We start from the raw sequence: 25,344 nt of genomic DNA, 5'->3' as shown, positions 1-25,344 counted from the left end.
TTCTCGGCTCTCCCTCAGGCCCCGTAATTGTTGTCGAGCAGTTCGAAGAGTTCGTCGGCCGTCGCGGTGTCGACCGCGTCCGCGCCGTCGGCCCGTGGGCCGTCGGGCGGCACTCGTTCACTCCAGGCCCGCAGCAGGTTCCGCAGCCGGGTGCCGATCTCGTCGGCGTCCTGTGTGCCGGTCCCGGTGGTGGCGAGGGCCTCGGCGAGACGGTCGAGCTGGGCGAGCACCGGCTCGGCGGGCCCGGGGGCCGCGCGCAGCTGCCGGTAGAGGTGGTCGGCGAGGGCCGCGGGCGTGGGGTGGTCGAAGACGGCGGTGGGCGGGATGCGCAGCCCGGTGGCCTCGCAGAGTTGGTTGCGGAAGGACACGGCGAGCATGGAGTCGAATCCGGAGCCCACGAAGGGCCGTTCGGGCTCGACGGCGGAGCCCCCGGAGTGGCCGAGGACGGCGGCGGCGTGCGCGGTGACCAGACCGAGCACGGCACGTCGGCCGTCGGTCTCGTCCAGCGCGGCGAGCCGGGCGGTGAGTTGCGCGGCGGGATCGGCCTGTGTGCCGTTGGCGCCACCGGTGCCGTCCGTCGCGTCCGCGCCACCGGTGCCGTCCTTGGCAGGCTGCCCGGGGCGGGCGGGTGCGGGCGGGGCGGCATGGCCGGACCGGCCCGGGGTGGGCAGCCAGTAGCGCTCCCGCTGGAAGGCGTAGGTGGGCAGGTCCGGGTGTGCGGTCACCGGGCGGGGCAGGGCCGCCGCCCAGGCCACGGGAGCGCCGTGCGTCCACGCCTCGGCGAGCGCGGTGAGGATCCGTCCGGCGCCGCCGTCCTCGCGCCGCAGGGTGGCGACGGTGGCGGCGGACGCCCCGGCGCGCTCGGCGGTGCCTGCTGTCGCGGCGGTGAGGACCGGGTGGGGGCTGATCTCCAGGAACAGCTCGTGCCCGGCGGCGAGCAGGGTCTCGGTGGTACGGGCGAACTCGACCGGCTCGCGCAGGTTGCGGTACCAGTAACCGGCGTCGAGGAACGTGCCGTCGACGGCCTCCCCGGTCACGGTGGAGAACAGCGGGATGTCCGCGGACCGCGGCCGCACCCCGGCCAGGGCGGTACGCAACTCCTCAGCCACTTCAGCGACTTGGGCGGAGTGGGCGGCGTAGTCGACGGGGATCCGGCGGGCCCGCACGCCCCCGTTCGCGCAGTCGGACTGCAGGGCGTCGAGGGCGGCGGGCTCCCCGGCGACGACGACGGCCTCCGGGCCGTTGACGGCAGCCACCGCGATCCGCTCCCCGTAGGGCAGGAGAAGTTCGCGGGCCCGGTCCTCGGAGGCGGCGAGTGAGACCATGCCGCCGCGGCCCGCGAGGCGGGTCAGTTCCCTGCTGCGCAGCGCCACGACCATGGCGGCGTCGTCGAGGGTGAGTGCCCCGGTGACGCAGGCGGCGGCGATCTCTCCCTGGCTGTGTCCGACGACCGCGTCGGGTGTCACGCCGTACGCGCGCCAGACCTCGGCCAGGGCGACCATGACGGCGAAGAGCACCGGCTGCACCACGTCGACGCGGTCCACGGGCGGCGCGCCGGGCTCCGCGCGCAGCACGGCGCGCAGTGACCAGTCGGTGTGGGGTGCCAGGGCCCGCTCGCACTCGGCGATGCGGTCGGCGAACACCGGGGAGGTGTCGAGGAGCTCGCGGGCCATGCCGGTCCATTGGGAGCCCTGGCCGGGGAAGACGAACACGGTGCGCGTGCGCCGCGCCCGGCCCGAGGTGACGCCGGGCGCGGGCGTGCCGTCGGCGAGGCCCGTCAGCGAGGCGAGCAGTTCGTCACGGGTGGTGCCCGTGACGGCGGCGCGGTGCGGGAAGGCGGTGCGGGTGGTGGCCAGCGCGTGGGCGACGTCCCCCGGCGGCACGTCCGGGGCGGCTTCGAGGTGGTCCAGGAGGCGGCGGGCCTGGGCGCGCAGCGCGGGCGCCGATGCGGCGGACAGGACCAGGGCGTGCGAGTCGGTGGTCAGCGGTCGGGCCGCGGGGACGTCGGCAGAGACCTGTTCGGGAACCGGAGCCTGTTCGGGCACCGGGCCCTGTTCGAGCACCGGAGCCTGTTCGAGCACCACATGGGCGTTGGTGCCGCTCATGCCGAACGACGAGACCCCGGCCCGGCGCGGGCGCCCCGCACCGTCCCAGGGGCGGGCCTCGTCGAGCAGCCGCACCGCGCCGGTGGACCAGTCCACCTTGGTGGTCGGCTCCGCCGCGTGCAGAGTGCGCGGCAGCACGCCGTGCCGCAGCGCCATGACGGTCTTGATGACCCCGGCGACGCCTGCGGCGGCCTGGGTGTGCCCGATGTTGGACTTCAGCGACCCCAGCCACAACGGCCGTTCTGTGGGCCGCTGTTGACCGTAGACGGCCAGCAGGGCCTGCGCCTCGATGGGGTCACCGAGGGTGGTGCCCGTGCCGTGCGCCTCCACCAGGTCGACGTCCGCGCCGGTGAGTCCCGCGGCGTCGAGCGCACGGCGCAGCACGCGCTGCTGCGCGGGACCGCTCGGCGCGGTCAGGCCGTTGCTCGCACCGTCCTGGTTGACGGCGGAGCCGCGGATGACGGCGAGGACCTGGTGGCCGTTGCCGAGCGCCCGCGAGAGCGGTTCGACGACCAGGACGCCGACGCCCTCTCCCCAGCCGGTGCCGTCGGCGGTGTCAGCGAAGGAGCGGCAGCGGCCGTCGGCGGACAGGCCGCGCTGGCGGCTGAACTCGACGAACACGTCCGGCGATGCCATGACGGCGGCGCCGCCGACCAAGGCGAAGTCGCACTCCCCCGCGCGCAGCGCCTGTCCCGCGAGGTGGAGGGCGACGAGCGAGGAGGAGCAGGCGGTCTCGACGGTGACGGCCGGGCCCTCGGTGCCCAGGGTGTAGGCGATGCGGCCGGAGGCGACGCTGGTCACCGTGCCGCTGAGCAGGTGTCCTTCGACGTCGGCCGCCGGGTCCCGCGGCCCGGTGCCGTACCCCTGGGAGGCGACGCCCAGGTAGACGCCGCCCTGGCTGCCGCGCACCGCACCGGGATCGATGCCCGCGCGTTCGAGCGCTTCCCAGGACGTTTCCAGGAGCAGCCGTTGCTGCGGGTCCATGGCCAGCGCCTCGCGCGGGGAGATCCCGAAGAATTCCGCGTCGAAGTCCCCTGCCGCGTCGAGGAATCCGCCGCCGCTGGTGTAGAAGGTGCCCTCGCGCTCGGGGTCGGCGTCGTAGAGGGAGTCGAGGGGCCAGCCGCGGTCCGTGGGCAGCGCGCCGATGGCGTCCCGCTCGCCGACGACGAGGTCCCACAGGTCTTCCGGCGAGCGGACGCCGCCGGGGAAGCGGCAGGCCATCCCGATCACGGCGAGCGGCTCGTCGGCGGCCGCCCGCGCGCTCGGCCCCGTGGCGGGGAGGCGGGTGGCGGCGGAGCCGGTCAGCTCGGCGTGGAGTCGGGTGGCGAGGGAAGCAGCCGTGGGGTGGTCGAAGGCGATGCTGGCGGCCAGGTTCAGTCCGGTGGCCGCGGCGAGGCGCCCCCGCAGTTCGACGGCCATGAGCGAGTCGAACCCGAGGTCGTGGAAGGGCCGTTCGGCTTCCAGGGCCGCCGCCGAATCGTGGCCGAGCACGACCGAGGCCTCGGTGCGCACGAAGTCGGTCAGGGTGCGGTGCTGTTCCGCTTCCGGCAGGGCGGCGAGCCGGTCGCGCCAGCGGGCGGTGACGTCGGAGCTGTCGCCGCGAGCATCCGCGGAGTCCTGCGGGCCCCGGGACCCGTCAGGCACGTCGTCCGGGCCGAAGGTCCCGGATCCGGCACGGTCGGCCACGAAGTCCGGCTGGTCGTCCGGCAGTTCACTCAACAGCGCACTGTGGCGCCGTGCCGTGAAGGCGGACGCGAAGCGGGCCCAGTCCATGTCGGCGACGACGGCGTGGCCCTGGTCCCGGTCAAGTACGCCCTGGAGCGCGGCCAGCGCCGTTGCGGGGGGCATGGGGACGAGGCCGAGGCGGCGCAGGGCCGTGCCGACCTCGCCGCGCGCCATGCCCGCCCCGGCCCAGGGTCCCCACGCCACGGATGTGGCGGCAAGGCCGCGGGCGCGCCGCCGGTCGGCGAGGGCGTCCAGGTAGGCGTTGGCGGCCGCATAGGTGGCCTGTCCCGCGCTGCCCCACGTCCCGGAGACGGAGGAGAACAGCACGAAGGCGTCGAGGTCCTCGTCTTCGCCGAAAAGGGCGTCGAGATGGGCGGCGCCGTCTGCCTTGGCCGCCGTCTCCTCGGCGAGTCGGCCGGGGGTGCAGTCCTCGATCCGGGTGTCCGAGGTGACCCCGGCGGCATGGAAGACCGCGCGTACGGTGTCGCCGTCGGCCTCGAGCCGGTCCCGCAGGCCTTCCAGCGCGGCCCGGTCGCTCACGTCGCAGGCCGACAGGGTGACGCGGGCACCCAGTCGGTCCAGCTCGGCGGCGAGCGCGTCGCCGCCCGGGGCGTCCGGGCCCCGGCGGCTGGTCAGCACGAGGTGCCCGGCACCCTGCCGGGCGAGGTGGCGGGCCACGTGAGCGCCGAGGCCCCCGGTGCCGCCGGTGATCAGGACGGTGCCACGCGGTGTCCAGCCGTCCGCGCCCGACGACGACGCGCCCGCATCCCTGAGGAGCCGTCGTCCGTACAGGCCGTCGGGCCGGACGGCCAGCTGGTCCTCGGTGCAGCCGTCCTCGGCGGCCCGCACTTCCCCTGCCAGGGCGGCACACAGTCGGCGCAGCACACCGGCGTCGAGTCGACCAGACCCCACGGAATCCCCCAACCCCGCGGGCAGGTCCACCAGTCCGCCCCAGCGGTCGGAGTGTTCGAGTGCGGCGACCCGTCCGAGCCCCCATACCTGCGCCTGCTCCGGATGGGCCGGACCCTGGTCCGCCGCGCCCGTGCCCACGGCTCCGCTGGTGACGCACCACAGCGGAGCGCGCAGCCCGGCGTCACCGAGGGCCTGCACGAGGAGCAGGGTGGCCCGGGTCCCGCCGTCAGAACCCGTGCCCGGGGCGAGCAGCGACAGCACGCCGTCGCCGTCCCCCCGCACCAGCGCCGCGAGCCGGTCCCTCGTCACGTCTGCCGGAACGGAGACGGTGCGCACCTGGGCGCCGTGCTCGGTCAGGGCCCGGACGCAGGCCTGCGCCAGCGGCGTCCGCTCGGCCCCGGCGGGCATGACGAGCAGCCACGTCCCGTTGAGCCGGGCCTCGCGGGGCTCGGGCAGGGCGCGCCACTCGACGCGGTAGGTCCGGCCCCGAACGGCCTCGGCCGTGGGCAGGCCGGGCACGGCGGGCCAGAACCGCCGGTGCTGGAAGGGGTAGGTGGGCAGGGTCACCCGGGGCGCGTGGGCGGGCAGTCCGGCGGTCCAGTCGACGGGCACGCCCCGCACGTGCAGGCTCGCGAGCGCGACAGTGAGCGACTCCGCCTCGGGCCGCCCGTCGCGCAGCAGGGGCAGGGCACGGCAGTCGGCGTCGGCGGGCAGGCACTCCTGCACCAGTGCGGACAGGACGCCGCCAGGACCGAGTTCGAGGCAGCTGGTGGTGTTCTCGGCGTGCAGCTGCCGGGCGCCGTCGAGGAAGCGGACGGTGTCGCGGACGTGCCGCACCCAGTACTCCGGGTCGCACAGCTCGTAGGCGGTGGCCCGTTCCCCGGTGAGGTTGGAGATCACCGGGATGCGGGGCGCCGCGTAGGTCAATTGCTTGGCCACGGAGCGGAATTCCTCCAGCATGGCGTCCATGCGCGCCGAGTGGAAGGCGTGGCTGACCTTGAGTTCCTTGGCCCGGCGGCCTCGGGCGCGGAACGCCTCGGCCACGCTCAGGACGGCCTCGCGGGCGCCGGACAGGACAGTGGAGCGTGGGCTGTTGAGGGCCGCGATGCTCACCCCGTCGGCGCCGTCCGGCAGGGCGGCGAGGATCTCTCGTACCTCTGACTCGTCGCCTTCCACGGCTGCCATGGCCCCGCCCCCGGGCAGCACGTCCATCAGGCGGCCGCGGGCGGCCACCAGCGCGCAGGCGTCCGGCAGGTCGAGGACTCCGGCGGTGTGGGCGGCGGCCAGTTCGCCGATGGAGTGCCCGATCAGCAAATCGGGCCGCACGCCCCAGTGCTCCATCAGCCGGAACAGCGCCACTTGGAGGGCGAACAGGGCGGGCTGGGTGCAGCGGGTGCGGTGCAGCAGCGCTTCGTGGTCCGTCCCGGGCTCGGCGAACATGACGTCGCGCAGCGGTACGTCCAGGTGCGGGGCGAGGTGGCTGAGCACATCGTCCAAGGCATCGGCGAAGACCGGCTCGGTCCGGTACAACTCGGCGCCCGCGCCTGCGCGTTGGCTGCCCTGGCCGGGAAAGAGGAAGGCGGTCCTGCCGGGGTTGCCCGCGTGGCCGGTGAGTACTTGGCCCACGGAGGTGCCGTCGGCCAGTGCCCGCAGGGCCGCGTCCAACGCGGTGCCGTCCCGGCCGAGGACCGCCGCGCGGTGGTCCAGGGCGGTGCGCCGGGTGGCCAGGGCGTGGGCGACGTCGGCCGGGCTGCGGGTCTCCTGCCCCTCACCGCACTCGTTCAGGGCACGGCGGCCCTCGGAGTCGCCGAGGCAGGCGCGCAGTTGCCCGGCCTGCTCGCGCAGCGCTTCGGGGGTGTGGGCGGACAGCAGCAGCGGGACGGTGACGGCGGTGTCCGGCGGGCCGTCGTCCGGGGCGGCAGCGGCCTCCCGCTCCTCGCTCCCGGCGGCCTGTTCGAGGATGACGTGGGCGTTGGTGCCGCTGATGCCGAACGAGGAGACGCCCGCCCGGCGCGGCTCGTGCGTCGCGGGCCAGACGGTGTGGCCGGTCAGCAGCCGAACGCCGCCCGCGGTCCAGTCGACGTGCGGGTTCGGCTCGTCGGCGTGCAGCGTGCCGGGCAGTTCACCGGCCCGCAGCGCGAGGACCATCTTCATGACCCCGGCGACGCCCGCGGCGGCCTGGGTGTGCCCGATGTTGGACTTGACGGAGCCGAGCCACAGGGGCCGGTCGTCGGGGCGGTGGCCGTGGACGGCCTGGAGCGCCTGGGCCTCGATGGGGTCGCCGAGCCGGGTGCCGGTGCCGTGCGCCTCCACGGCGTCGATGTCGTCGGGGGTGAGCCGGGCGTCGGTGAGGGCCGCGCGGATCACCTGTTCCTGGGCGGGGCCGTTGGGGGCGGTGAGTCCGTTGCTGGCGCCGTCCTGGTTGATCGCGGAGCCGCGTACGACGGCGAGGACGGGGTGGCCGCGGCGGCGGGCGTCGGAGAGCCGCTCCAGGAGGAGGACTCCGGCGCCCTCGCCCCAGCCGGTGCCGTCCGCGCCCGCGCCGAACGCCTTGCAGCGGCCGTCGGCGGCCAGGCCGCGCTGGCGGCTGAACTCGACGAACAGACGTGGGGTGCTCATGACCGTGACGCCTCCGGCGAACGCCTGGTCGCAGTCGCCGCGGCGCAGGGCCTGGGCGGCAAGGTGCAGCGCCACCAGGGACGACGAGCAGGCGGTGTCCACCGTGAGGGAGGGGCCGCGCAGGCCGAGGACGTAGGAGATGCGGCCGGAGAGCACGCTGGCGGTGTTGCCGGTGAGGAGATGGCCCTCGGAGATCTCACGGTCGGCTGCCGCGAGGTTCGGGTAGTCCTGGCCGTTGGTTCCGACGAACACGCCGACGCGGCCGCCGCGCATCGTGCCGGGGTCCAGCTCCGCGCTCTCGGCGGCCTCCCAGGCGGTCTCCAGGAGCAGCCTCTGCTGGGGGTCCATGGCGAGCGCTTCACGGGGCGAGATGCCGAAGAACTCGGCGTCGAACCCCGCGGCGTCGTCGAGGAAGCCGCCTCGTGTGCAGTAGGTGGTGCCGGTGCGGTCGGGGTCGGGGTCGTAGAGCCCGGCCGTGTCCCAGCCGCGGTCGGTGGGCCACTCCCCCACCGCGTCCCGGCCCTCGGCGAGCAGCCGCCACAGGTCGGCGGGGCGTCGCACCCCGCCGGGGAAGCGACAGCCCATGCCGACGATCGCGATCGGTTCGTCGTACGTGACCGGGGCGGGGCCCGCCGCCGCGCCGTCCGCGCCCGCGTCGGCGGGCGCGAGGTCGCCGAGCCCGTCCAGGAGGTGGGCGGCGAGCGCCGTGGGTGTGGGCCGGTCGAAGAGGACGGTGGCGGGCAGCCGCACCCCGGTGGCGGTGGCCAGGCGGTTGCGGAGCTCCACGGCGGTCAGCGAGTCGAAGCCCAGCTCCGAGAACGCCCGGTCGGGGCGGACCGCGTCGGGCGTCGTGTGCCGCAGGACCGTCGCCGCGTGGGTGCGCACCAGGTCGATGACGAACCGTTCCCGCTCGGCGCCGGGCACCGCCGCGAGCTGTCCGCGCAGCGCACCGCCTGCGGCAGCCGTGTCCGGCCCGGCGGGTGCGGCACTGCCGACGAGCGTGCTCAGCAGGGCGGTTGCGCGCAGGCCCGTCGTGTCGGCGAAGCGCCGCCAGTCCGCGTCGGCGACGACCACGAGGGAGTCGTCCTCGGCGAGGGCGCGGCCGATCGCGCCGACGGCGGCGGCCGGCGCCATGGAGGGCAGTCCCCGCTCCCGGAGCCGGTCGGCGACCCCGTCGTCGAGCATGCCCTCCCCGGCTGCCCAGGCGCCCCAGGCGATGGCGGTGCCGGGCAGGCCCGCGCCGCGCCGCTCGGCGACGAGGGACTCCAACGCGGCGTTGGCGGCCGCGTAGTTGGCCTGCCCCGCGTTGCCCACGACCCCCATCAGGGAGGTGAAGACGACGAAGGCCGCCAGCTCCTGCCCCGCGGTCGCCGCGTGCAGGACGCGGGCCGCGGTCAGCTTGGCCCGCAGCGAGGTGGCCAGGCGTGCGGGCGTCAGGGAGTCCAGCATGCCGTCGTCGAGGACGCCCGCCGCATGGATGACGGCGCTCAGCGGCCGGTCCTCGGGCAGCGCGGCGAGCAGTCGGGCCGTCTGCCCGGCGTCCGCCGCGTCGCAGGCCGCGATCGTCACGGCCGCGCCGAGTCCTTCCAGTTCGGTCCGCAGCGCGTCCGCGCCGGGTGCGTCGGGGCCGCGGCGGCTGACGAGGAGAAGGTGCGGGGCGCCGTGTGCGGTGTGCTGTGCGGCCAGTGTGCGCGCCACGTGGGCGCCGACACCGCCGGTGCCGCCGGTGATCAGCACGGTGCCGTGCCCGAGCGCGTCGCCCAAGGCCGCGGGGGCGGCGCCGTTGCGGCGTACGGGCGCGGGCAGCAGACGGCGGCCGTGCACGCCGGTCGGGCGCACCGCGACCTGGTCCTCGTCCCGTACGGAGGCCAGCACGGCGGCCAGCCGTCGCAGGGTCCGCTCGTCCGGGCCCGCCCCGGGCACCACCGGCAGGTCGATCAACCCGCCCCAGCGGTCGGGATGTTCGAGGGCCGCGGTACGGCCGAGCCCGGCGACGGCCGCGTACGGCGCGGGCCCGGGCCGCTCTCCGGCCCCCAGCACCGCCGTCCCGCGGGTGACGCACCACAGCGGGGCGTCGACCCCCGCGTCCCCCAGGGCCTGGACGAGGGCGAGGGTGAGGGCGAGGCCGCCGGGCAGGTCGGGGTGGTCCGGGTGCGGGCGCGGCTCGTCCGCGAGGAGGGAGAGGACGCCGTGGACGGGCCGGTCCTCGGCTGCGGCGGCCAGCGCGCCCGCGAGGGAGGCGCGGCTCTGGCCCGGCCCGTCGGCGGAGACGACGGTCAGGTCGAGCCCGAGCGCGACAAGGCCGCGTACGACGTCGGCACTTGCGGCGTGCCCGGCGGCGGAGACGTCGTCGACCGGCGCGGTCTCCGGCCCCGCGGCGCCCGGCCGCTCCGCCCGGGGGCAGACGACGAGCCAGCGGCCCGTCGGGGCCTGGGCGGGCGGCAGGCTCAGCTGCTGCCAGGCCACGCGGTGGCGCCAGGAGTCGGCGCGCCGGGCACGGTCCTGCTCGGTGCGCCAGGCCGTCAGCGCGGGCAGCACTTCACCCAGGGCTTCGGGTGTCACCCGCAGCGTCTGCGCGAGGCGGGCCGGGTCCTCGCGTTCGAGCGCCTCCCACAGCCCGTCATGTCCCGCACCCGGGTCGGCAGTTGTCGGCTCGTGCCAGTAGCGCTCGCGCTGGAACGGGTAGGTCGGAAGGTCGACGCGGGTGGCTCCGGTGCCCGCGAACACGGGCGAGAAGTCGACCGCGAGTCCCCGTACGTGCGCCTCTCCCGCGGACAGCAGCATGCGCGCCAGGCCGCCCTCGCCCCGGCGCAGCGTGCTGAGGACCGTGACGTCGCGCTCCTGGCTCTGCACGGTCTCTTCGACCGCCAAGGCGAGGACGGGATGCGGCGCCACTTCGACGAACGCGCCGTAGCCCTGGTCCGCGAGGGCCCGCACGGCCGGTTCGAAGCCCACGGTGCGGCGGAGGTTGGTGTACCAGTAACCGGCGTCCATGGCGGACGTGTCCAGCCAGTCGCCGGTCACCGTCGAGTACAGCGGGACCGTGCCGGAGCGGGGCGTGATCCCTTCGAGGGAGGCCAGGATCTCGCTCTCGATGGGCTCCATGTGGGCGGAGTGCGAGGCGTAGTCGACATCGACGCGCCGAGCCCGTGCGCCTTCGGTCTCGCAGGTGGCGAGGAGCTCGTCCAGGGCGTCGGTGTCCCCCGACACCACGACCGCCGACGGTCCGTTGACCGCCGCGACCGACAGCCGTTCGCCCCAGGCCGCGATGCGCTCCCGCACCTCGTCCGCGGGCAGCGCGAGGGAGACCATGCCGCCGTGTCCGGCGAGCGCGGCGAGCGCCCGGCTCCGCAGCGCGACGACCTTCGCCCCGTCCTCCAGGGACAGTCCGCCCGCCACGACGGCGGCGGCGATCTCGCCCTGCGAGTGGCCGAGCACGGCGTCGGGCTCGACGCCGAGGGAGCGCCAGAGTGCCGCGAGGGAGACCATCACGGCGAACAGGGCGGGCTGGACGACGTCGACCCGGTCGAGGTCCGCGCCGGACCGCAGCACATCGAGCAGGGACCACCGCGTGTGCGGCGCCAGGGCGGCGTCGCACCGCGCCATCTGGTCGGTGAACTCGGCCGACTGGTCGAGGAGTTCCCTGGCCATGCCCGGCCACTGCGAGCCCTGCCCGGGGAACACGAACACGGTCCCCCGGAGCTTGTCGGCTGTGCCGGTGACCACCGAAGGGCGCGGCTCGCCGGCGGCCAGCGCTGCCAACCCCGACCGCAGCTCCCCCGGGTCGCCGACGATCACCGCCCGGTGCTCAAGGGCCGCCCGGCCGGTGGACAGGGAGAGGGCCAGGTCGGCCGCGGAAAGTCCCGGGGCGTCCGCCAGCCGGTCCACGAGGCGGCAGGCGCTCTCCCGCAGCGCTGCCTCGGTGCGGGCGGAGAGCCGCCATGCGAGGGCCGCGGGCGGGGCGGTCCGGTCGGGGGCGGGGTCGCAGGCCTGGCCGAGGGCGGCAGCGGCGGGAGCCTGTTCCACGATGACGTGGGCGTTGGTGCCGCTGATGCCGAATCCGGAGACGCCCGCCCTGCGCGGCCGCCCGTGGTCCGGCCAGGGCGCCTCTTCGCCGAGCAGCCGCACCCGTCCGGCGCTCCAGTCCACGTACGGACTGGGCTCGTCGACGTGCAGCGTCCTGGGCAGCAGCCCGTGCCGGATGGCGAGGACCATCTTCATGACGCCGCCCACCCCGGCCGCCGCCTGGGTGTGCCCGATGTTGGACTTCAGCGAGCCCAGCAACAACGGGCGCTCCGCCGGGCGCTGTTGGCCGTACGTGGCGAGCAGGGCCTGCGCCTCGATGGGATCGCCAAGCCGCGTGCCGGTGCCGTGCGCCTCCACGGCGTCCACGTCGGCGCCGCGCAGCCCGGAGTTGGCCAGGGCCTGGCGGATGACGCGCTGCTGGCTCGGCCCGCTCGGCGCGGTCAGGCCGTTGCTCGCGCCGTCCTGGTTGACGGCGGAGCCGCGGATGACGGCGAGGACGGGGTGACCGTTGGCGCGGGCGTCGGAGAGCCGCTCGAGCAGCAGCACACCGGCGCCCTCGGCAAGCCCGAATCCGTCGGCGGCCGCGGAGAACGCCTTGCAGCGTCCGTCGGCGGCAAGACCGCCCTGGCTGCTGAACTCGACGAACATGCCCGGCGTCGGCATCACCGTCGCGCCGCCCGCGACGGCGAGCGTGCACTCGCCCTGGCGCAGCGCCTGGACCGCGAGGTGCAGGGCCACCAGGGAGGACGAGCAGGCCGTGTCGACGGTGACGGCGGCGCCCTCGAACCCGAAGGTGTAGGCGATGCGGCCGGAGGCTACGCTGCCGGTGGTGCCGGTGAGGAGATGGCCGTTGCCGTCCTTCGCCTCGTGCAGCCGGGGCCCGTAGTCCATGGTCATCGCACCCATGTAGACGCCGGTGCGGCTGCCGCGCAGGGTGGTGGGGTCGATGCCCGCGCGCTCGAAGGCCTCCCAGGAGATCTCCAGGAGCAGCCGCTGCTGCGGGTCCATGGCGAGCGCCTCGCGCGGGGAGATGCCGAAGAACCCGGCGTCGAAGCGGTCGGCTTCGTGCAGGAATCCGGCCGCGCGCTGGTAGTAGCGGCCCGGACCGATGTCGTCCGGCGCGTCGGGTCCCGCGCCGCTCCAGCCGCGGTTGACGGGGAACTCCGAGAGCGCGTCGGTCCCCTCGGTGAGCAGGTGCCACAGCTCTTCGGGGCTGTCGGCGCCGCCCGGGTAGCGGCAGCCCATCGCCACGATCGCCACCGGGTCGTCGTCTGCGGTCCGTTCGGGCGCGGGGCCGCTGTCCGCACCGGCTCCGGTCTCGTCCGGCTCGTCCAGGATCCGGGTGCGGAGCAGTTCGGCGAGCGCCCGCGGGGTGGGGTGGTCGAAGAGGACCGTCGCGGGCAGCGCGACCGCGGTGGACGCGACGAGCCGGTTTCGGATCTCCACCGCCGTCACGGAGTCGAGGCCGAGGCCGAGGAAGGTCGCGTCGGGGTCGATGGGGCCGGGGCCGCCGAGCACGGCGTCGACCTCCTGGCGTACCAGTTGCATCGCCCGCTCGCGCCGCCCCGCCGGGCTGAGCGCCGCAAGCTCCGTGCGGAGGGCGGCGGCCCGAGCCTCGTCCGTGCCCGAATCGGGCCCTTCGGCACCGCAGTCGGCGTCGAAGAGGTCATGGGGCAAATTGGCGGGCGGCACGTCGAGGTCGGCGAAGACCGCGTCCGTGGAGGGTGTGGCGCCGTGGACACAGAGCTCGCCCAGCGAGGTGAGGAACCGGGTCCGGCCGCCGTGCCCGCGGCGGAGCGTCACCCCGATGCGGGCGGGGACGCCGTGGACGTCGGCGCTCGCCTGGAGGGCAGCGGTGAGGACCGGATGCGGACTGACTTCGAGGAGTACGTGGTGTCCGTCCCGCAGCAGAGCCGCGGTGGCCTGGTCGAAGCGGACGGTCCGGCGCAGATTGCGAGCCCAGTAGTCGGCATCGAGCACCGGGTCGGCGAGGAGGCCGCCGGTCAGGCCGGAGTAGTAGGGGAGCCGGGCGGGCAGCGGCCTGATGCCGACCAGGTCGGTCTGCAGGCGGGGCACGATGGCGTCGATGTGCGGTGAGTGCGCGGCAAGTCCGACGGCGATCTTCCGTGCGTGCAGGCCCGCCGTGGTCAGCCGTGCCGCCAGGTCGGCGGCGGCATCGGCGTCGCCGGACACGATCACGGACTGCGGGCCGTTGACCGCGGCGATCCCCAACCGCCCGTCGTAGGCCGCCAGATGCGGTTCGAGCTCGCCGGGTGACGCCATGACGGAGACCATGTCGCCGCGTCCGCTCAACGTCGCCTGCGCCTGGCTCCACAGGGCGACCACGCGGGCGCTGTCGTCGAGGGAGAGGGCGCCGCAGACGGCGGCGGCAGAGATCTCGCCGCAGCTGTGTCCGAGCACGGCGCCCGGCTGCACCCCGTGCTCGCTCCAGAGTGCGGCGAGAGAGACCCCCACCGCGAACAGGACCGGCTGGACGACGTCCGGCCGCTCCAGGCTCGGCGCCCGGCCGACCGCGCGCAGGACGTCCATGAGCGACCAGTCGATGAAGGGTTCGAGGGCTTGGGCGCAGTCGTCCATCCGGGCACGGAACCCCGGCGCGGTGTCCAGGAGTTCCCTCGCCATGGCGGGCCACTGCGCACCCTGGCCGGGGAAGACGAACGCGGTACTGGTGTCGTGCGGCAGCCCGCGCCCCTCGGCGAGTCCGGCCGCGCTGTGCCCGTCGACGAGCGCGTCCAGCCGCTCCAGGAAGCCTTCCCGGTCCTCCGCCACGAGGGCCGCACGCCATCCGACGGGGGCGTCCGATCCCGCACCGCCGCGGGCGAGCGCGAGCCCGACGCCCGCCGGGTCCCACTCGCCCGCGGCGTTCAGATGGTCGCGCAGCCTTCGCGCCCGCGCCTTCAGCTGAGTCTTGCCGGTGGCGGACAGGACCCACAGGACGGGCACCCCGGTGGGGGGCTTCGGCAGCTTCATGCCACAACTCCTTTGCGGGGACGGCGATTTCGTCACTGCACGGCGGTGGGGAGTGACGTCGACCGAAGGGCCGGGGCCCCGGGAAGGGGACGCACGGCGGCCGGGCAGGGCCGCGTCAGTACAGGCCCTCGGGAGCGGAGTTCGTCACTTGGAGCGGCCGGACATCGGCGACGCCGTCGCAGGGCCAGTCATCGTCGACATGGCGCGCCGCCTGGTCGCGTTCCAGGACGTTCGGGAGGAAGAGGTCGTCGTGCAGCACCGTCAGGCGTACCTGCCCGGAAGCACCGGGGGCGACCACGGAGGTCCAGTCGTCTTTGCGCACGACCTGCATGGTGACCTGTGGGTAGTTCGGCATGTACGGGATCGTGGCGCTGCCCTGCCGTACGCCGAGGAAGGCGGCGTTGCCGAGGGTGTTCCCGTAGCTGATGCCGCAGATTCCGCCGTCGAGCGCGCCGAGGAAGTCCCGGTACATCGTGGCGTTGATCTGGGTGCCGCTCAGGCGCACTCCGTCCAGCGCCGCGACGTGCTCGGGAAAGCGCTGTTTGAGTGCTTGGAAGAGGGCCGGGGTGGTGTTGAGGTAGTGGATTCTCCCCTGACCGAGAGCATCAGTGATCTGGTCGAGGAGGTGCGTCGTGTAGTGGCCGACGTCCGCGAGGCGTCCTTCACGGATGAGCCGTTTGATCCAGCGGGGGTCCATGTCGATCGCGTACACCTGCCCGTCGTGCAGGTCGGCGGCTTCCCACACGCCGTGCCCGATCAGGTGCGGCCCGGTGGGAGTCGCCTGCAGCCAGGTCCGTCCGGGAAGGAACCCTTCCTGCACGAAGGACCAGCGGCGCCAGACGGCCCGATGACGGAGCATGTCCGGTGTGTAGAAGACACGGCACGGGGTGCCGGTGGTGCCGCCGGTGTCCCACACGCGTCCGGCCAGCGGCCGGGGCACGGCCCGTGGTACGAGTTCGGCGGGGTCGGTCGTCCGGAGGTCGGCCAGGGGAAAGGGCCCGAACGCGGAAAGCTCCTCGTAGCGCGCGATGTCGAAGGGATCGAAATCAAGACGGTGCAGCTGCCGCAGCCAGTAGGGGCTTCCGAAGTCCGGGTCGAAGGTCCGCCGGACGACTTGACGGGTCCATCGGTCGATATCGACGTCCAGCCATTCCTTGACCAGGGCACCGGGGTCGGCCGGAGTCGCTGCTCCCCACATGTCGGCCAACACGTCACCGGCCCTGCGCGTCGGATAAGTCGATGCCCAGATCGTAGGCGGTGGTGAGGGCGAGTTGAATGTGCTCGGGCCGCTCCACGTGCACGACGGGGAACGGGAAGTCCAGAATTCCTTCGGGAATGGAAGGACCCATCACGAGGCCGAGGCGGACACCGTGGTCCCGCATCCCCTCGTACACGTCGACCAGGCTGATCGGGTCGGTGGAGTTCCGCTCGAACAGGTCCCGCACATCGTCCGCGGTCTTCAGCGACCCGCGCTCCAGACAGGACAGCAGTTCCTTGTCGGGCGCGGTGAAAGGCATGGTGGCGATGTACGGGGCCATGAACTCCCTGAACCGTCTGCGCAGCGGGGAATGGACCGCGATGGTGCGGCCCGGCAGCGGCACGATCGTGCCGGGGGCCGCGTCGGCAGCCAGCCGCTGCAGCGCGGCCTCGTGTCCGGCGAGCATCAGGATGCGCTGGGAACCGTCGGCGGTGGGGCCGAAGTCGCCGGCGCGGTAAACGCCTTCCCTCCCTCGCCACGGCGGTGGGGAGTCCGCGGACTCCCCGGAGTTCGCTGGTTGGAACGCCAGGGCCACGCCCTGCCGCGGATCGTCGGGCCCGGGGCCCGGCGCGTCTCCGGCGTGCGCCAGCATCGTGAACAGGGATTCCCTGTCCAGGGCCCCGGCCAGGGAGCTGGCCGTCATCGCTCCGAGGCTCAGACCGCCGATCACCGACGGCCGCAGGCCCGCTTCGGCGAGCAGATCGTGCACGGACAGGGCGAGCGCCGCTTCGCGGATCGTGCCGACGCTCTGGCGCCGCTCCTGCTCCTCGGGCAGTTCCGCCCTGAGGATCTGCTCAGCCGTCAGGCCCGTCCACCCGGATATCTGCTCGTACAGCTCCCGCATCAAGGGAGATGACTCATAGAGCTCTATGCCATGGGGCTCGCTGCCCACTCCGCCACCGAACAGATACCCCAGAGACATTCAACACTCCCGTCAAACCGTTCGACACGTGTAGCCGTGCGGGACTTTCCTGCCACCCGAAACGTGAGCTCGGCATCGCGAATGCCGGGCGCGTTCAACACGGGGACAGGGGGCAGAAGTTGAGCAACAAGAAAGCTACGGCCGAGGAGCCGTATGGATCTTCGGCGAGCCTAACACCGTCACTACGGCGGCAAATCCGAAACCTAGTAATCCGGCCACGCCCGCGAAAACACGGCCAACATTTCAGGACCGCACATATAAGCCAATCCACAGACCCGCGGGCAATTGATTTCATATTTGACCAAACAATAAACCTCTTTCACCCGCACCGCGGGGAAAACCGCATGGCCCCTTTGACCTCGGGCGATGCGAACCTCCGCCACTGCCCGAACCACAGGACGAAGGAGGGCCGCCGAGCTCCCCTCAGCGGTGCCGCTCGAGGACGAGTGGAGCCGTTCCCGGGACGGGGCAATGGGGTGAAGTGTCCTGAACCACGAGGAACTTCACGCCGCGACAGCAGGCAACCGGACAGGGCCACTCTGTGTAGGTTCGCCGCATGAGCAGTGACTGGAAGAGGGACCGGATCGGGAGCGCGCTGAAGGGTGAGAACCCCTCCGTGCTGCGGAGGTTGCGGGCGGGATTCGCGGTGATCGGGGACGTTCAGTTCCTGCCGGGGTACTCGGTGCTCCTCGCCGACGATCCCGCCGTGCAGCGCCTGTCGGACATGCCCGAGGAGCGGCGGCTTCGGTTCCTGTCCGACATGGATCAACTCGGGGAGGCGGTCGAGCGGGCCTGCCGCCGGATGGATCCGGCCTTCCGCCGCGTGAACCTGGAGATCCTCGGCAATACGGACCCGTTCCTGCACGCGCACGTCTGGCCGCGGTTCGAGTGGGAGCCCGCCGAGATCGTCCGCGGGCCGGTGTGGCTCTACCCGCGGGAACGGTGGAGTGACGACCGGTTCGCGCTCGGGCCGCAGCACGACGCACTGCGGAAGGCCATCGGCTCCGAACTCGACCGGTTGACGGCGGGTCGCTGACCTACGGGGTTCAACAGGACCCTGACCTGCGGCTACGAGACGGCACCGACAGCCCGTAGCCGTATCTCCTGTCCCCAGTCCTCCCGTCGCGGCCGATCGGCCCGCCCCACCCGTCCGCTCCTGCTCCCGCTTCCTCGCGGGCTGGGCCGCCTCGTACGCCCGCTCCGGAACGCCCCGCTACCCCGCGTACTGGTGGTGACCCGGCCTCGCAGGTACGCCTGATACCGCCGCTTCGGTCGTACCCCGACTGTCAGAGGTGCGCAGTACGGTCCCTCCATGACAGCCAGAATCGACCTGACCCTTGATGGTGCGGACGTACAGGCTCTTGCCGTCTTCTGGAAGACGGCCCTCGGCTATGTCGATGAGCCACCGCCTGCTCCCTTCAAGACACGCGAGGAGTGGTTCGCGCAGTTCGACCTGCCGGAGGACGACTCCGTGGACGACGGCGCGTGGCTCTGTGATCCCGAGGGCGTTGGCCCGCGCCTCAGCATCCTCAAGGTTCCCGAGCCCAAGACAGCGAAGAACCGGCTCCACATCGACGTCCGAGTGCCAGGACACGGCAGCCCTGACGAGCGATGGGCACGGATCAAGGCCGAGTCCGAACGATTGGTGCGAGCGGGCGCGACCGTCCTGGAGAAGTTCGAAGGACACCATGTCCAGCTGGCCGACCCGGAGGGCAACGAGTTCTGTGTCTGCGCAGCCCCTACGTGAGCCGCCAACCACCAGCCGCCGCGGATAATCACGTGCCCTTCCCCGCCGGGCTCGTTATCCTCGGCCACATGAACGTCACAGGCCCGAGCACCAACGCAACCGCGCGAGCGACCAGCTCGCCGGTTGCCGCCGCCTGACGTCCTTCCCACTCCATCGGCGACCGGAAACGGACCGCCGATGATGTTCCGTGGCTCACCCCCACACTCCACCCTTCGTGCGGACCCGTTGTCCGGTGCCTCCCCCGCTTGTGCACGCGAAGGAGCCACCTCATGAACACCGACCAGGTCATCCGTACGTTCGTCGACTATTTCCAGGAGCGCGGACACCGCCGCATCACCGGGTCGACCCTGCTGCCGCCGCCCGGCGACCCCGTGCTGTTCACCACCTCGGGCATGCACCCCCTCACCCCGTACCTGGAAGGACGCCCGCACCCGCTCGGCGACCGGCTCGTCAGTGTGCAGCGTTGTCTGCGCACCACCGACCTAGAAGAGGTCGGCGATCCCACGCATCTCACCGTCTTCGAGATGCTCGGCACCTGGTCACTCGGTGACTACGAAGGGCCGCAAAGCCTGCGTTGGGGGTACGAGCTCCTCACCGAGGGCCTCGGTGTCGATCCCCGCATGATGTACGCCACCGTCTTCGGCGGTGACGAGCGCACCGGTCCTGACACCGCTTCCCAGGAGGTGTGGGGGGAGCTCGGGGTTCCCGTGGAGCTGACCGTGGAGGACAACTGGTGGTCCAACGGGCCGACCGGCCCCTGCGGACCCGACTCGGAGATCTTCCTGTGGACAGGCGACAGGAACGGCGACACCCCGCCGCAGTCGACGCCCACCCAGGACGACCGTTGGGTGGAAATGTGGAACCACGTGACGATGCGGTACCGCAAGCTCGACGACGGTTCGCTCGTGCCGCTCCCCCAGCGCAATGTCGACACCGGGCTCGGCCTCGAACGGCTGGTCTCGACCCTGCAGGGCAAGTCGTCGGTGTTCGAGTGCGATGTGTTCGACCCCTGGCGTTCGCTGGTGCCGGGGTTGTGGCCGCTGGACGAACCGTCGCTGCGGCTCGTCTGCGACCATCTGCGTTCGGCCGTGGTGGTCATCGGCGACGGGGTGCGCCCCGGCAACACCGGTCGCGGCTACGTGTTGCGTCGGCTGGTGCGGCGCCTCCTCACCGTTCTCTGGCGTGACGATCCCGAGCCCGGGTCGCGCGGCCTCGGAGAGCTGCCGGACGACCTGATCCGGCACACCCTGGACCACTTCCGTCAGGACATCGACCCCGTCGACGTACGCGTGATCCTGCTCGACGAGGAGCAGCGGTTCCGTCGGCTCCTGGAGCGAGGCCGCCGGATCCTCGCCCAGCCCCGCTTCCGAGGACCGCTGGACGAGGAGCACCTGCATTACCTCCACGACACGCACGGCCTGCCCCGTGATCTCGTCCTGAGCCTGCGCCCGGAGTAAGGGCCCGGGCGGGTGCGGGCCGGGGTGGCTCTCCCGTCAGTCTCCTGTCAGAGAACCATCCTTTGCCTGCCGTCGATGAGTTCACGGACGGCGTCCAAGTGGCCCGCGTGGGTGGCCGTCTCGGTGATCACGTGCAGGACGACCTCGCGCAGGTTGTCGAGGCGCCAGTCACCGAAGAAGTCCGGCCACCAGCTCGGGGCGGCTTCCAGGTCGGCACCGGCCAGGAAGGCGTCGGCGAGCTCCCCTTCCTTGCGGTAGAGAGCGAAGATCTCCTCGGCCGTCTTCTCCGGGGCGGGCTGCCACGCGTCCTCCCCGGAGCCGAGGATCTCTTCGATCGTCGCTTGCTCCCCCGCGGCAACCGCACGGAACCAGAACTTCTCGTCGTCCAGGGCGAGATGGTGCACCAGTCCGAGGCATGTCCAGCCGGACGGCAGAACCGGGCGCCGCAGCGCCTCCTCGTCCAAGCCTTCCAGGATGCCAAGGACGTGCTCACGCTTGCTCTTCAGAACGCCGAGCAGCGTCGTCAGTTCAGTGTCAGCCATGGGCGTGACCCTATGCGGCCCCACTGACATCCGGCTCGCCGAGCGTCGTGAACAGGCCGGACGAAGGCCCGGCTCTCAGACCGCCGCGTCGGCGATCAGTTTGAGAGCCAGCGCCTCCGTCTCGGCGTCGGCCTTCTCCGGGCTGCCGGTGTCGTAGGGCGGATCGGGGTCGTACTCGACCGCGAGCTGCATCGCCTGCGCCACCTTGGTGCTGGAGAGGCGGGCGGCGAGGTGGAGTCCCATGTCGATGCCCGCGGAAACGCCCGCGGCCGTGATGATCTTTCCGGCCTCGACGAATCGTCCGGGCTTGTACGTCGCGCCGACCTTCTCCAGATAGAACCGCGACGCCCAGTACGTCGTCGCGGGCAGGCCGCGCAGCAGGCCCGCCGACCCCAGAATCAGCGAGCCCGTGCACACCGACGTCGTCCACACCGAGCGGCGGTGGATGCGGCGGATCCACTCGTGGGCCGCGGTGTCGCCCATCATCGCCGTCATCCCCCGATCCCCTCCCCCGGGGACCAGCAGGACGTCGGCAGCGTGTACGTCCCGCATGGCGCGCTCCGCCACCAGGCTCAGCTCCCCCGTGTCCGTACGCACCGGACCCACCTCGCGGGCGACCATCGTCACCCGCACTCCCGGGACCCGGCAGAGCACCTCGTACGGCCCCACCGCGTCTAACGCCGTGAAGCCGTCGTAGAGCAGCACCGCGACGTCCAGCCGTCCGTCCCGTGACGCCGCCTGCGCCGAGCCGCTCACCCCTACGGCGGCCGCGGCTCCTGCTCCCACTGCCCCCGACACCGCGCCCCGCAGCACCCCACGCCGACTCGGCTGCGCCCGACGGATCTCGTCCCTGCCCATGACCACCGATTCCCTTCCTGGTACGGGCGTTGATGCCCGCGCGCTTCCACCCACTTCCACGTACGTCCAAGTAGTCGTGCGCAACCGTGTCCGAGTTCCCCGCCGCCCCCGCCGGAGTTCGCCCGCCGCAGTTCATGGGCGAGCGCCACACCCGCCCCGCCGCGCCCCGGCGGACACACCCTGGTCACCTAGACTCGGCCAATGGCCAAGTACTTCGACGTGCATCCCGACAACCCCCAGCGGCGCAGCATCAGCAGCGTGGTCGACGGGATCCGCTCCGGCGCCCTCGTCGCCTATCCGACGGACTCCTGCTACGCGCTGGGATGTCAGCTCGGCAGCCGTGACGGCATGGACCGCATCCGGTCGATCCGGCAGCTCGACGACCGTCACCACTTCACCCTCATGTGCGAGAGCTTCGCGCAGATGGGGCAGTTCGTTCATCTCGACAACGACGTGTTCCGCGCCATCAAGGCCGCCACGCCCGGTAGTTACACCTTCATCCTGCCCGCCACCAAAGAGGTGCCGCGCCAGATGATGCACCCGAAGAAGAAGACGGTCGGCGTGCGCATCCCCGACCACACGGTCACCCAGGCCCTCCTCGCCGAGCTCGGCGAGCCGCTGCTGTCCAGCACGCTGCTCCTGCCCGACCAGGAGGAGCCGCTGACCCAGGGCTGGGACATCAAGGAGCGGCTCGACCACCTCGTGGACTCGGTCATCGACTCCGGCGACTGCGGTACCGAGCCCACCACCGTCATCGACTTCTCGGACGGCGAGGCGGAGATCGTGCGCCGGGGCGCGGGCGACACCAGCCGCTTCGAGTAGCGGTCCCCCAGAGCGCCGGGCCGGTGTGCGGATCGGCTCAGCTCACCGGCTCAGCTGACCGGTGCGCAGCACCCGTCCCTGCGCATCAGGCGGCCCGCCTTCAGCCAGTACGCCTCGTCGTGTGCGGCGGCGGCACCGTGTCCGGCCCCGTTCTTCCGCTGCCGCCGTTCGAAGGCCGCCGTCAGGTCCGCCGTCCTGTACAGGGTTCCGCCCCGCAGCACCGACACGGTCCGCACCATCGTGTCGAAGTCCGTGAACGGGTCGCCGTCCACCACGGTCAGGTCGGCGACCTTGCCCGCCTCGACCGTGCCCAGCTCCCGGTCAAGACCGAACACCCGAGCTGGCAGCACGGTCGCGGTGCGCAGCGTCTGCGCCGGGGTCAGACCGCCCAGATGGAGGGCGCGCAGGCCCAGGTGGAGGGCGAGGCCCACCGGGACGATGGGCTGGTCGGTGCCGAGGGCCACCTGGCCTCCGGCGGCGAGGATGCGCCGGTAGATGTCGGTTTCCGTGCGGAGCGTGGCCAGCTGGGCCTCGCTCGGCGGGACGGCCGCGCCCGCCTTCACCGCGGCTGCGTCCCAGGGTGGCATCACCGCGGTGACGCGCGGGTCGTCCGCGAGCCCCGGGTCCGCGCCGAGCAGGGGCGCCGAGGTGAACGGTGTGGCGATGAGGGAGAAGGCCGCGCCCCGTGCGGTGTAGATCTCGACGACGTCGTCCCAGGCGCGGCCCGTGGCCGTGATGGCGTGCCCGAACTCCGCGCGCTGGGTGGCCTGCAGATGGGTCGTCAGATCCTGGCCGAGTTGGATGCCGGGCGAGAGCAGGTGGCCTCCCGAGCGCACGCCGAGCTTCTCGTGCGCGAACTGTGCCGCCTCCTCCATCACCCAACCCGGCGCCCGTACATAGGTTTTGACGAAGTCCCAGTCGAGTGCCGTGCCGCGCCGCAGCGAGCGCCGCAGTGCCGCCCGGCTCCGGTGGGCGCGGCCCATGCTGTACGCGACGCGGGAGCCGTCCATGAGTTCGCCCGTCGTGAGGAGGCGGGGGCCTGCCAGTTCGCCCGCGGTCACCGCCTCGCGGATGCGGGCCTGTTCGTAGGCGAAGCCGCCCAGCGACACCGCCGTGGTGATGCCGTACGTCAGTTGGCCTGCCGTCTGGCGTCCGCCGTAGGTCGTCTGCCAGGGGTGCGTGTGCGTGTCCCACAGTCCGGGGACGACCGTGTGGCGCGTGGCGTCGACGCGGCGGCCCGCGGGGCTGCCGGGACCGGCCGGGCGGTGCGCTCGTACGGAGGCGATGCGGCCGTCGCGGACGACGATGTCGACGTCGTCCCGTACCTCGTCCCCGGTGCCGTCCCACAGCCGGCCTGCGTGCACGACGACGTCGGCGGGCGAGGGCCTGCGCTGGTCCACCGGCACCCGTACCGTGCGCGGACGCTCCCCTCCGACACCGATGAGGCGCAGCCGCCCGCTGGAGAGGTAGAGGAGGGACTTCGAGTCGCCTGCCCACGAAGGGTGGTCGGCCGGTTCGTCGCAGAGCATGCGCAGTGCGCCGCGCGGCGTGCCGTCGGGCGTCACGGGCAACAGGCACAGGGCCGATTCGACGATCACCGCGAGCCATCGGCCGTCCGGTGACCAGACGGGGCCCGAGTCGTACCGGTCGGAGAGCGAGGCGTGCGGGGCCACGGCGTGCAGGCGGTCCGCGCCGGTGTCCGCGTCGACGATCCGGATGAGGTTGTAGCCCTCGCGGAAGCGCTGGTTGATGCGGTTGCGGTCGCACAGCGCGACGTACCGGCCGTCGGGCGACCAGCTCGGCCTGCCCGGCAGACCGCCCCCGCCGAGCGGTGTCACCAGCGCGCGTTCGGTGCCCGCCGCGAGGTCGCGCACGACGAGGCGACCGGTCATGTCCAGGCAGGCGAGGCGTTCGCCGTCGGGTGAGAGTGCCGGGTGGACCCGGCCGCCGGTCGCCAGCGCGGTCTCGGCTCCGGTGGCGAGGTCGCGGCGGTACGCGCCGAGCAGTCCGTCGCGGTCGTCGGCGTACACCAGGGACTTGCCGTCCGGTGCCCAGGTCGGGCCGAGCAGGTAGCCGGTGGCCGCTGCCCGGTGGAGTCGCCGGGGCGGTTTGCCGCCCGAAGTGTGCGCGAGCCAGAGCGAGTTGAGGGCGGCGAAGGCGATCCGGCGGCCGTCCGGCGAGAGCGCGGGCAGGTGGATGCCGCGCGTCGGTCGTGCCCGCCCGAGGCCCAGGTCGTACTCCTTGACCCGGTAGTGCGGGCGTGTCACCGGCAGGGTGGCGTCGAAGGGGATCACTTCGGGCTCGCCCGGGTCACCGGCGCCGCCCCGCGCTCCCGAGCGGTCGGGACGTACGAGTGTGAAGCGGCCGTCCACGGTCAGCAGGAGCTTCCCGTCCGCCGTCCAGCGCGGCGGCACCGGAGCCAGGTCGCCGTCGAGCGCGACGGGCCTGCCGTCGACGACGAGGGTGCAGGACGCCTTGGGCGCGGCCGTGGTCCGCAGGTAGGCGAGGCGTATGCCGTCCGGGGCCAGGGCGGGCGTCATGACCTGGGCGGTCGCCGTCTCGGTGTGCGCGACGGTGACGGGGCCCGCACCTCCCGCCGGGACGGACGCGATGGTGCGGGCTTCGAGGGCGGTGCTGCCCTGCGGGGTGGTGACCGGTTTGCCGCGGACGAAGAGCAGGTGTTCGCCGTCCGGCGACCAGGTGGGGTCGAAGTCTTCCCACGGCCCGTCCTGCAAGGGCCCTTCCTGGCCGGGTCGGCCGGTCACACGGGTGATTCGACCGCTCGCGAGCTCCAGGACCTGGATGCGGTACGAGCCGCCCCGCACCGGATCGCCGCCGCGCTCGGACGCGAAGGCGATGCGCGCTCCGTCGGGCGACCAGGCGGGGCCCCGGTCGTCCCAGGGCCCCTCGGTGCGCTGCCGCAGCCCCGTCCCGTCGGCATGCATCGTCCAGATGTGGAACCCGCCGTCCCGATACGCGCAGAACGCGACCGACGCCCCGTCCGGCGCGTACACGGGGCGGTTCGGTTCCAGCCCCGCCGGTGTCAGCGGCACCGCCTCGCCGCCTGTGCGGGGCAGGGACCAGAGCGTGGCCTGCGCCTCGACGACCAGCCGGTCCGCGGCCGGTGAGAGGGTCGCCGCGCCGTTCGTGACGCGGCTGAACGAGAGGGGGACCGTGGCGCGCGGCCGGGCCGGGGCGGGAGCGGCGGCCCCGAGGGCGGCGACCGCCCCGGACGCGCCGGCGGCGACGAACAGTTGACGTCGGGACAGAGGCAACACCGTGTTGTGCCGGTCACAGTCCATGACACAGAACACTCGCCCATCACCACCGCCGTGGACAACACCAAACGACGCCAACACG

10 protein-coding genes are annotated in these 25,344 nt (G+C 73.2%); 4 read left to right on the top strand and 6 right to left on the bottom strand.

Translation table 11 applies throughout. The annotated features are described in order from the left end of the window. Positions 1-14: 14 nt before the first annotated feature. From AC068B_RS28405 to AC068B_RS28395, 3 genes are all read right to left on the bottom strand, one after another. Positions 15-14,378: a type I polyketide synthase gene (locus AC068B_RS28405; RefSeq protein ID WP_478674453.1), complete on the bottom strand. Its 14,364-nt coding sequence runs from the start codon at positions 14,376-14,378 to the stop codon at positions 15-17. Between the two features lie 115 nt (positions 14,379-14,493). Beyond that, positions 14,494-15,576, bottom strand: coding sequence for an arylcarboxylate reductase (locus tag AC068B_RS28400; protein WP_478674497.1), 1,083 nt, complete (start codon positions 15,574-15,576; stop codon positions 14,494-14,496). A gap of 13 nt (positions 15,577-15,589) precedes the next feature. After that, positions 15,590-16,558, bottom strand: a complete 969-nt coding sequence (locus AC068B_RS28395; protein WP_478674452.1) for an ACP S-malonyltransferase — start codon at positions 16,556-16,558, stop codon at positions 15,590-15,592. 556 nt (positions 16,559-17,114) lie between these two features. On the opposite strand from AC068B_RS28395, the gene AC068B_RS28390 reads away from it, so the two are divergent. The 3 genes from AC068B_RS28390 (at position 17,115) to AC068B_RS28380 (ending at position 19,762) form a co-directional block, all read left to right on the top strand. Further along, positions 17,115-17,594: an HIT family protein gene (locus tag AC068B_RS28390; protein ID WP_478674451.1), complete on the top strand. Its 480-nt coding sequence runs from the start codon at positions 17,115-17,117 to the stop codon at positions 17,592-17,594. A gap of 276 nt (positions 17,595-17,870) precedes the next feature. Then, positions 17,871-18,305 carry a VOC family protein gene (locus AC068B_RS28385; protein ID WP_478674450.1) on the top strand — a complete coding sequence of 145 codons (435 nt, stop codon included), beginning with the start codon at positions 17,871-17,873 and terminating at the stop codon, positions 18,303-18,305. A 269-nt stretch (positions 18,306-18,574) separates the two neighbouring features. Further along, a complete protein-coding gene (locus AC068B_RS28380) occupies positions 18,575-19,762 on the top strand; it encodes an alanine--tRNA ligase-related protein (RefSeq protein ID WP_478674449.1) in 1,188 nt (395 codons plus the stop codon). Between the two features lie 47 nt (positions 19,763-19,809). Here AC068B_RS28380 and AC068B_RS28375 read toward each other — a convergent pair whose 3' ends face one another. Then, positions 19,810-20,304: a DinB family protein gene (locus tag AC068B_RS28375; RefSeq protein WP_478674448.1), complete on the bottom strand. Its 495-nt coding sequence runs from the start codon at positions 20,302-20,304 to the stop codon at positions 19,810-19,812. Between the two features lie 75 nt (positions 20,305-20,379). After that, positions 20,380-21,162 (bottom strand): DJ-1/PfpI family protein, encoded by a 783-nt coding sequence (locus AC068B_RS28370; protein ID WP_478674447.1) that lies wholly within the window; start codon positions 21,160-21,162, stop codon positions 20,380-20,382. A 201-nt stretch (positions 21,163-21,363) separates the two neighbouring features. On the opposite strand from AC068B_RS28370, the gene AC068B_RS28365 reads away from it, so the two are divergent. Next, positions 21,364-21,984, top strand: coding sequence for an L-threonylcarbamoyladenylate synthase (locus tag AC068B_RS28365; protein ID WP_268769108.1), 621 nt, complete (start codon positions 21,364-21,366; stop codon positions 21,982-21,984). Between the two features lie 50 nt (positions 21,985-22,034). Here AC068B_RS28365 and AC068B_RS28360 read toward each other — a convergent pair whose 3' ends face one another. Next, positions 22,035-25,286, bottom strand: coding sequence for an amidohydrolase family protein (locus AC068B_RS28360; RefSeq protein WP_478674446.1), 3,252 nt, complete (start codon positions 25,284-25,286; stop codon positions 22,035-22,037). Positions 25,287-25,344 lie beyond the last annotated feature (58 nt).

This window comes from Streptomyces sp. NPDC042371 (assembly GCF_056437465.1).
This window is presented reverse-complemented; position numbering and strand designations above follow the sequence as displayed.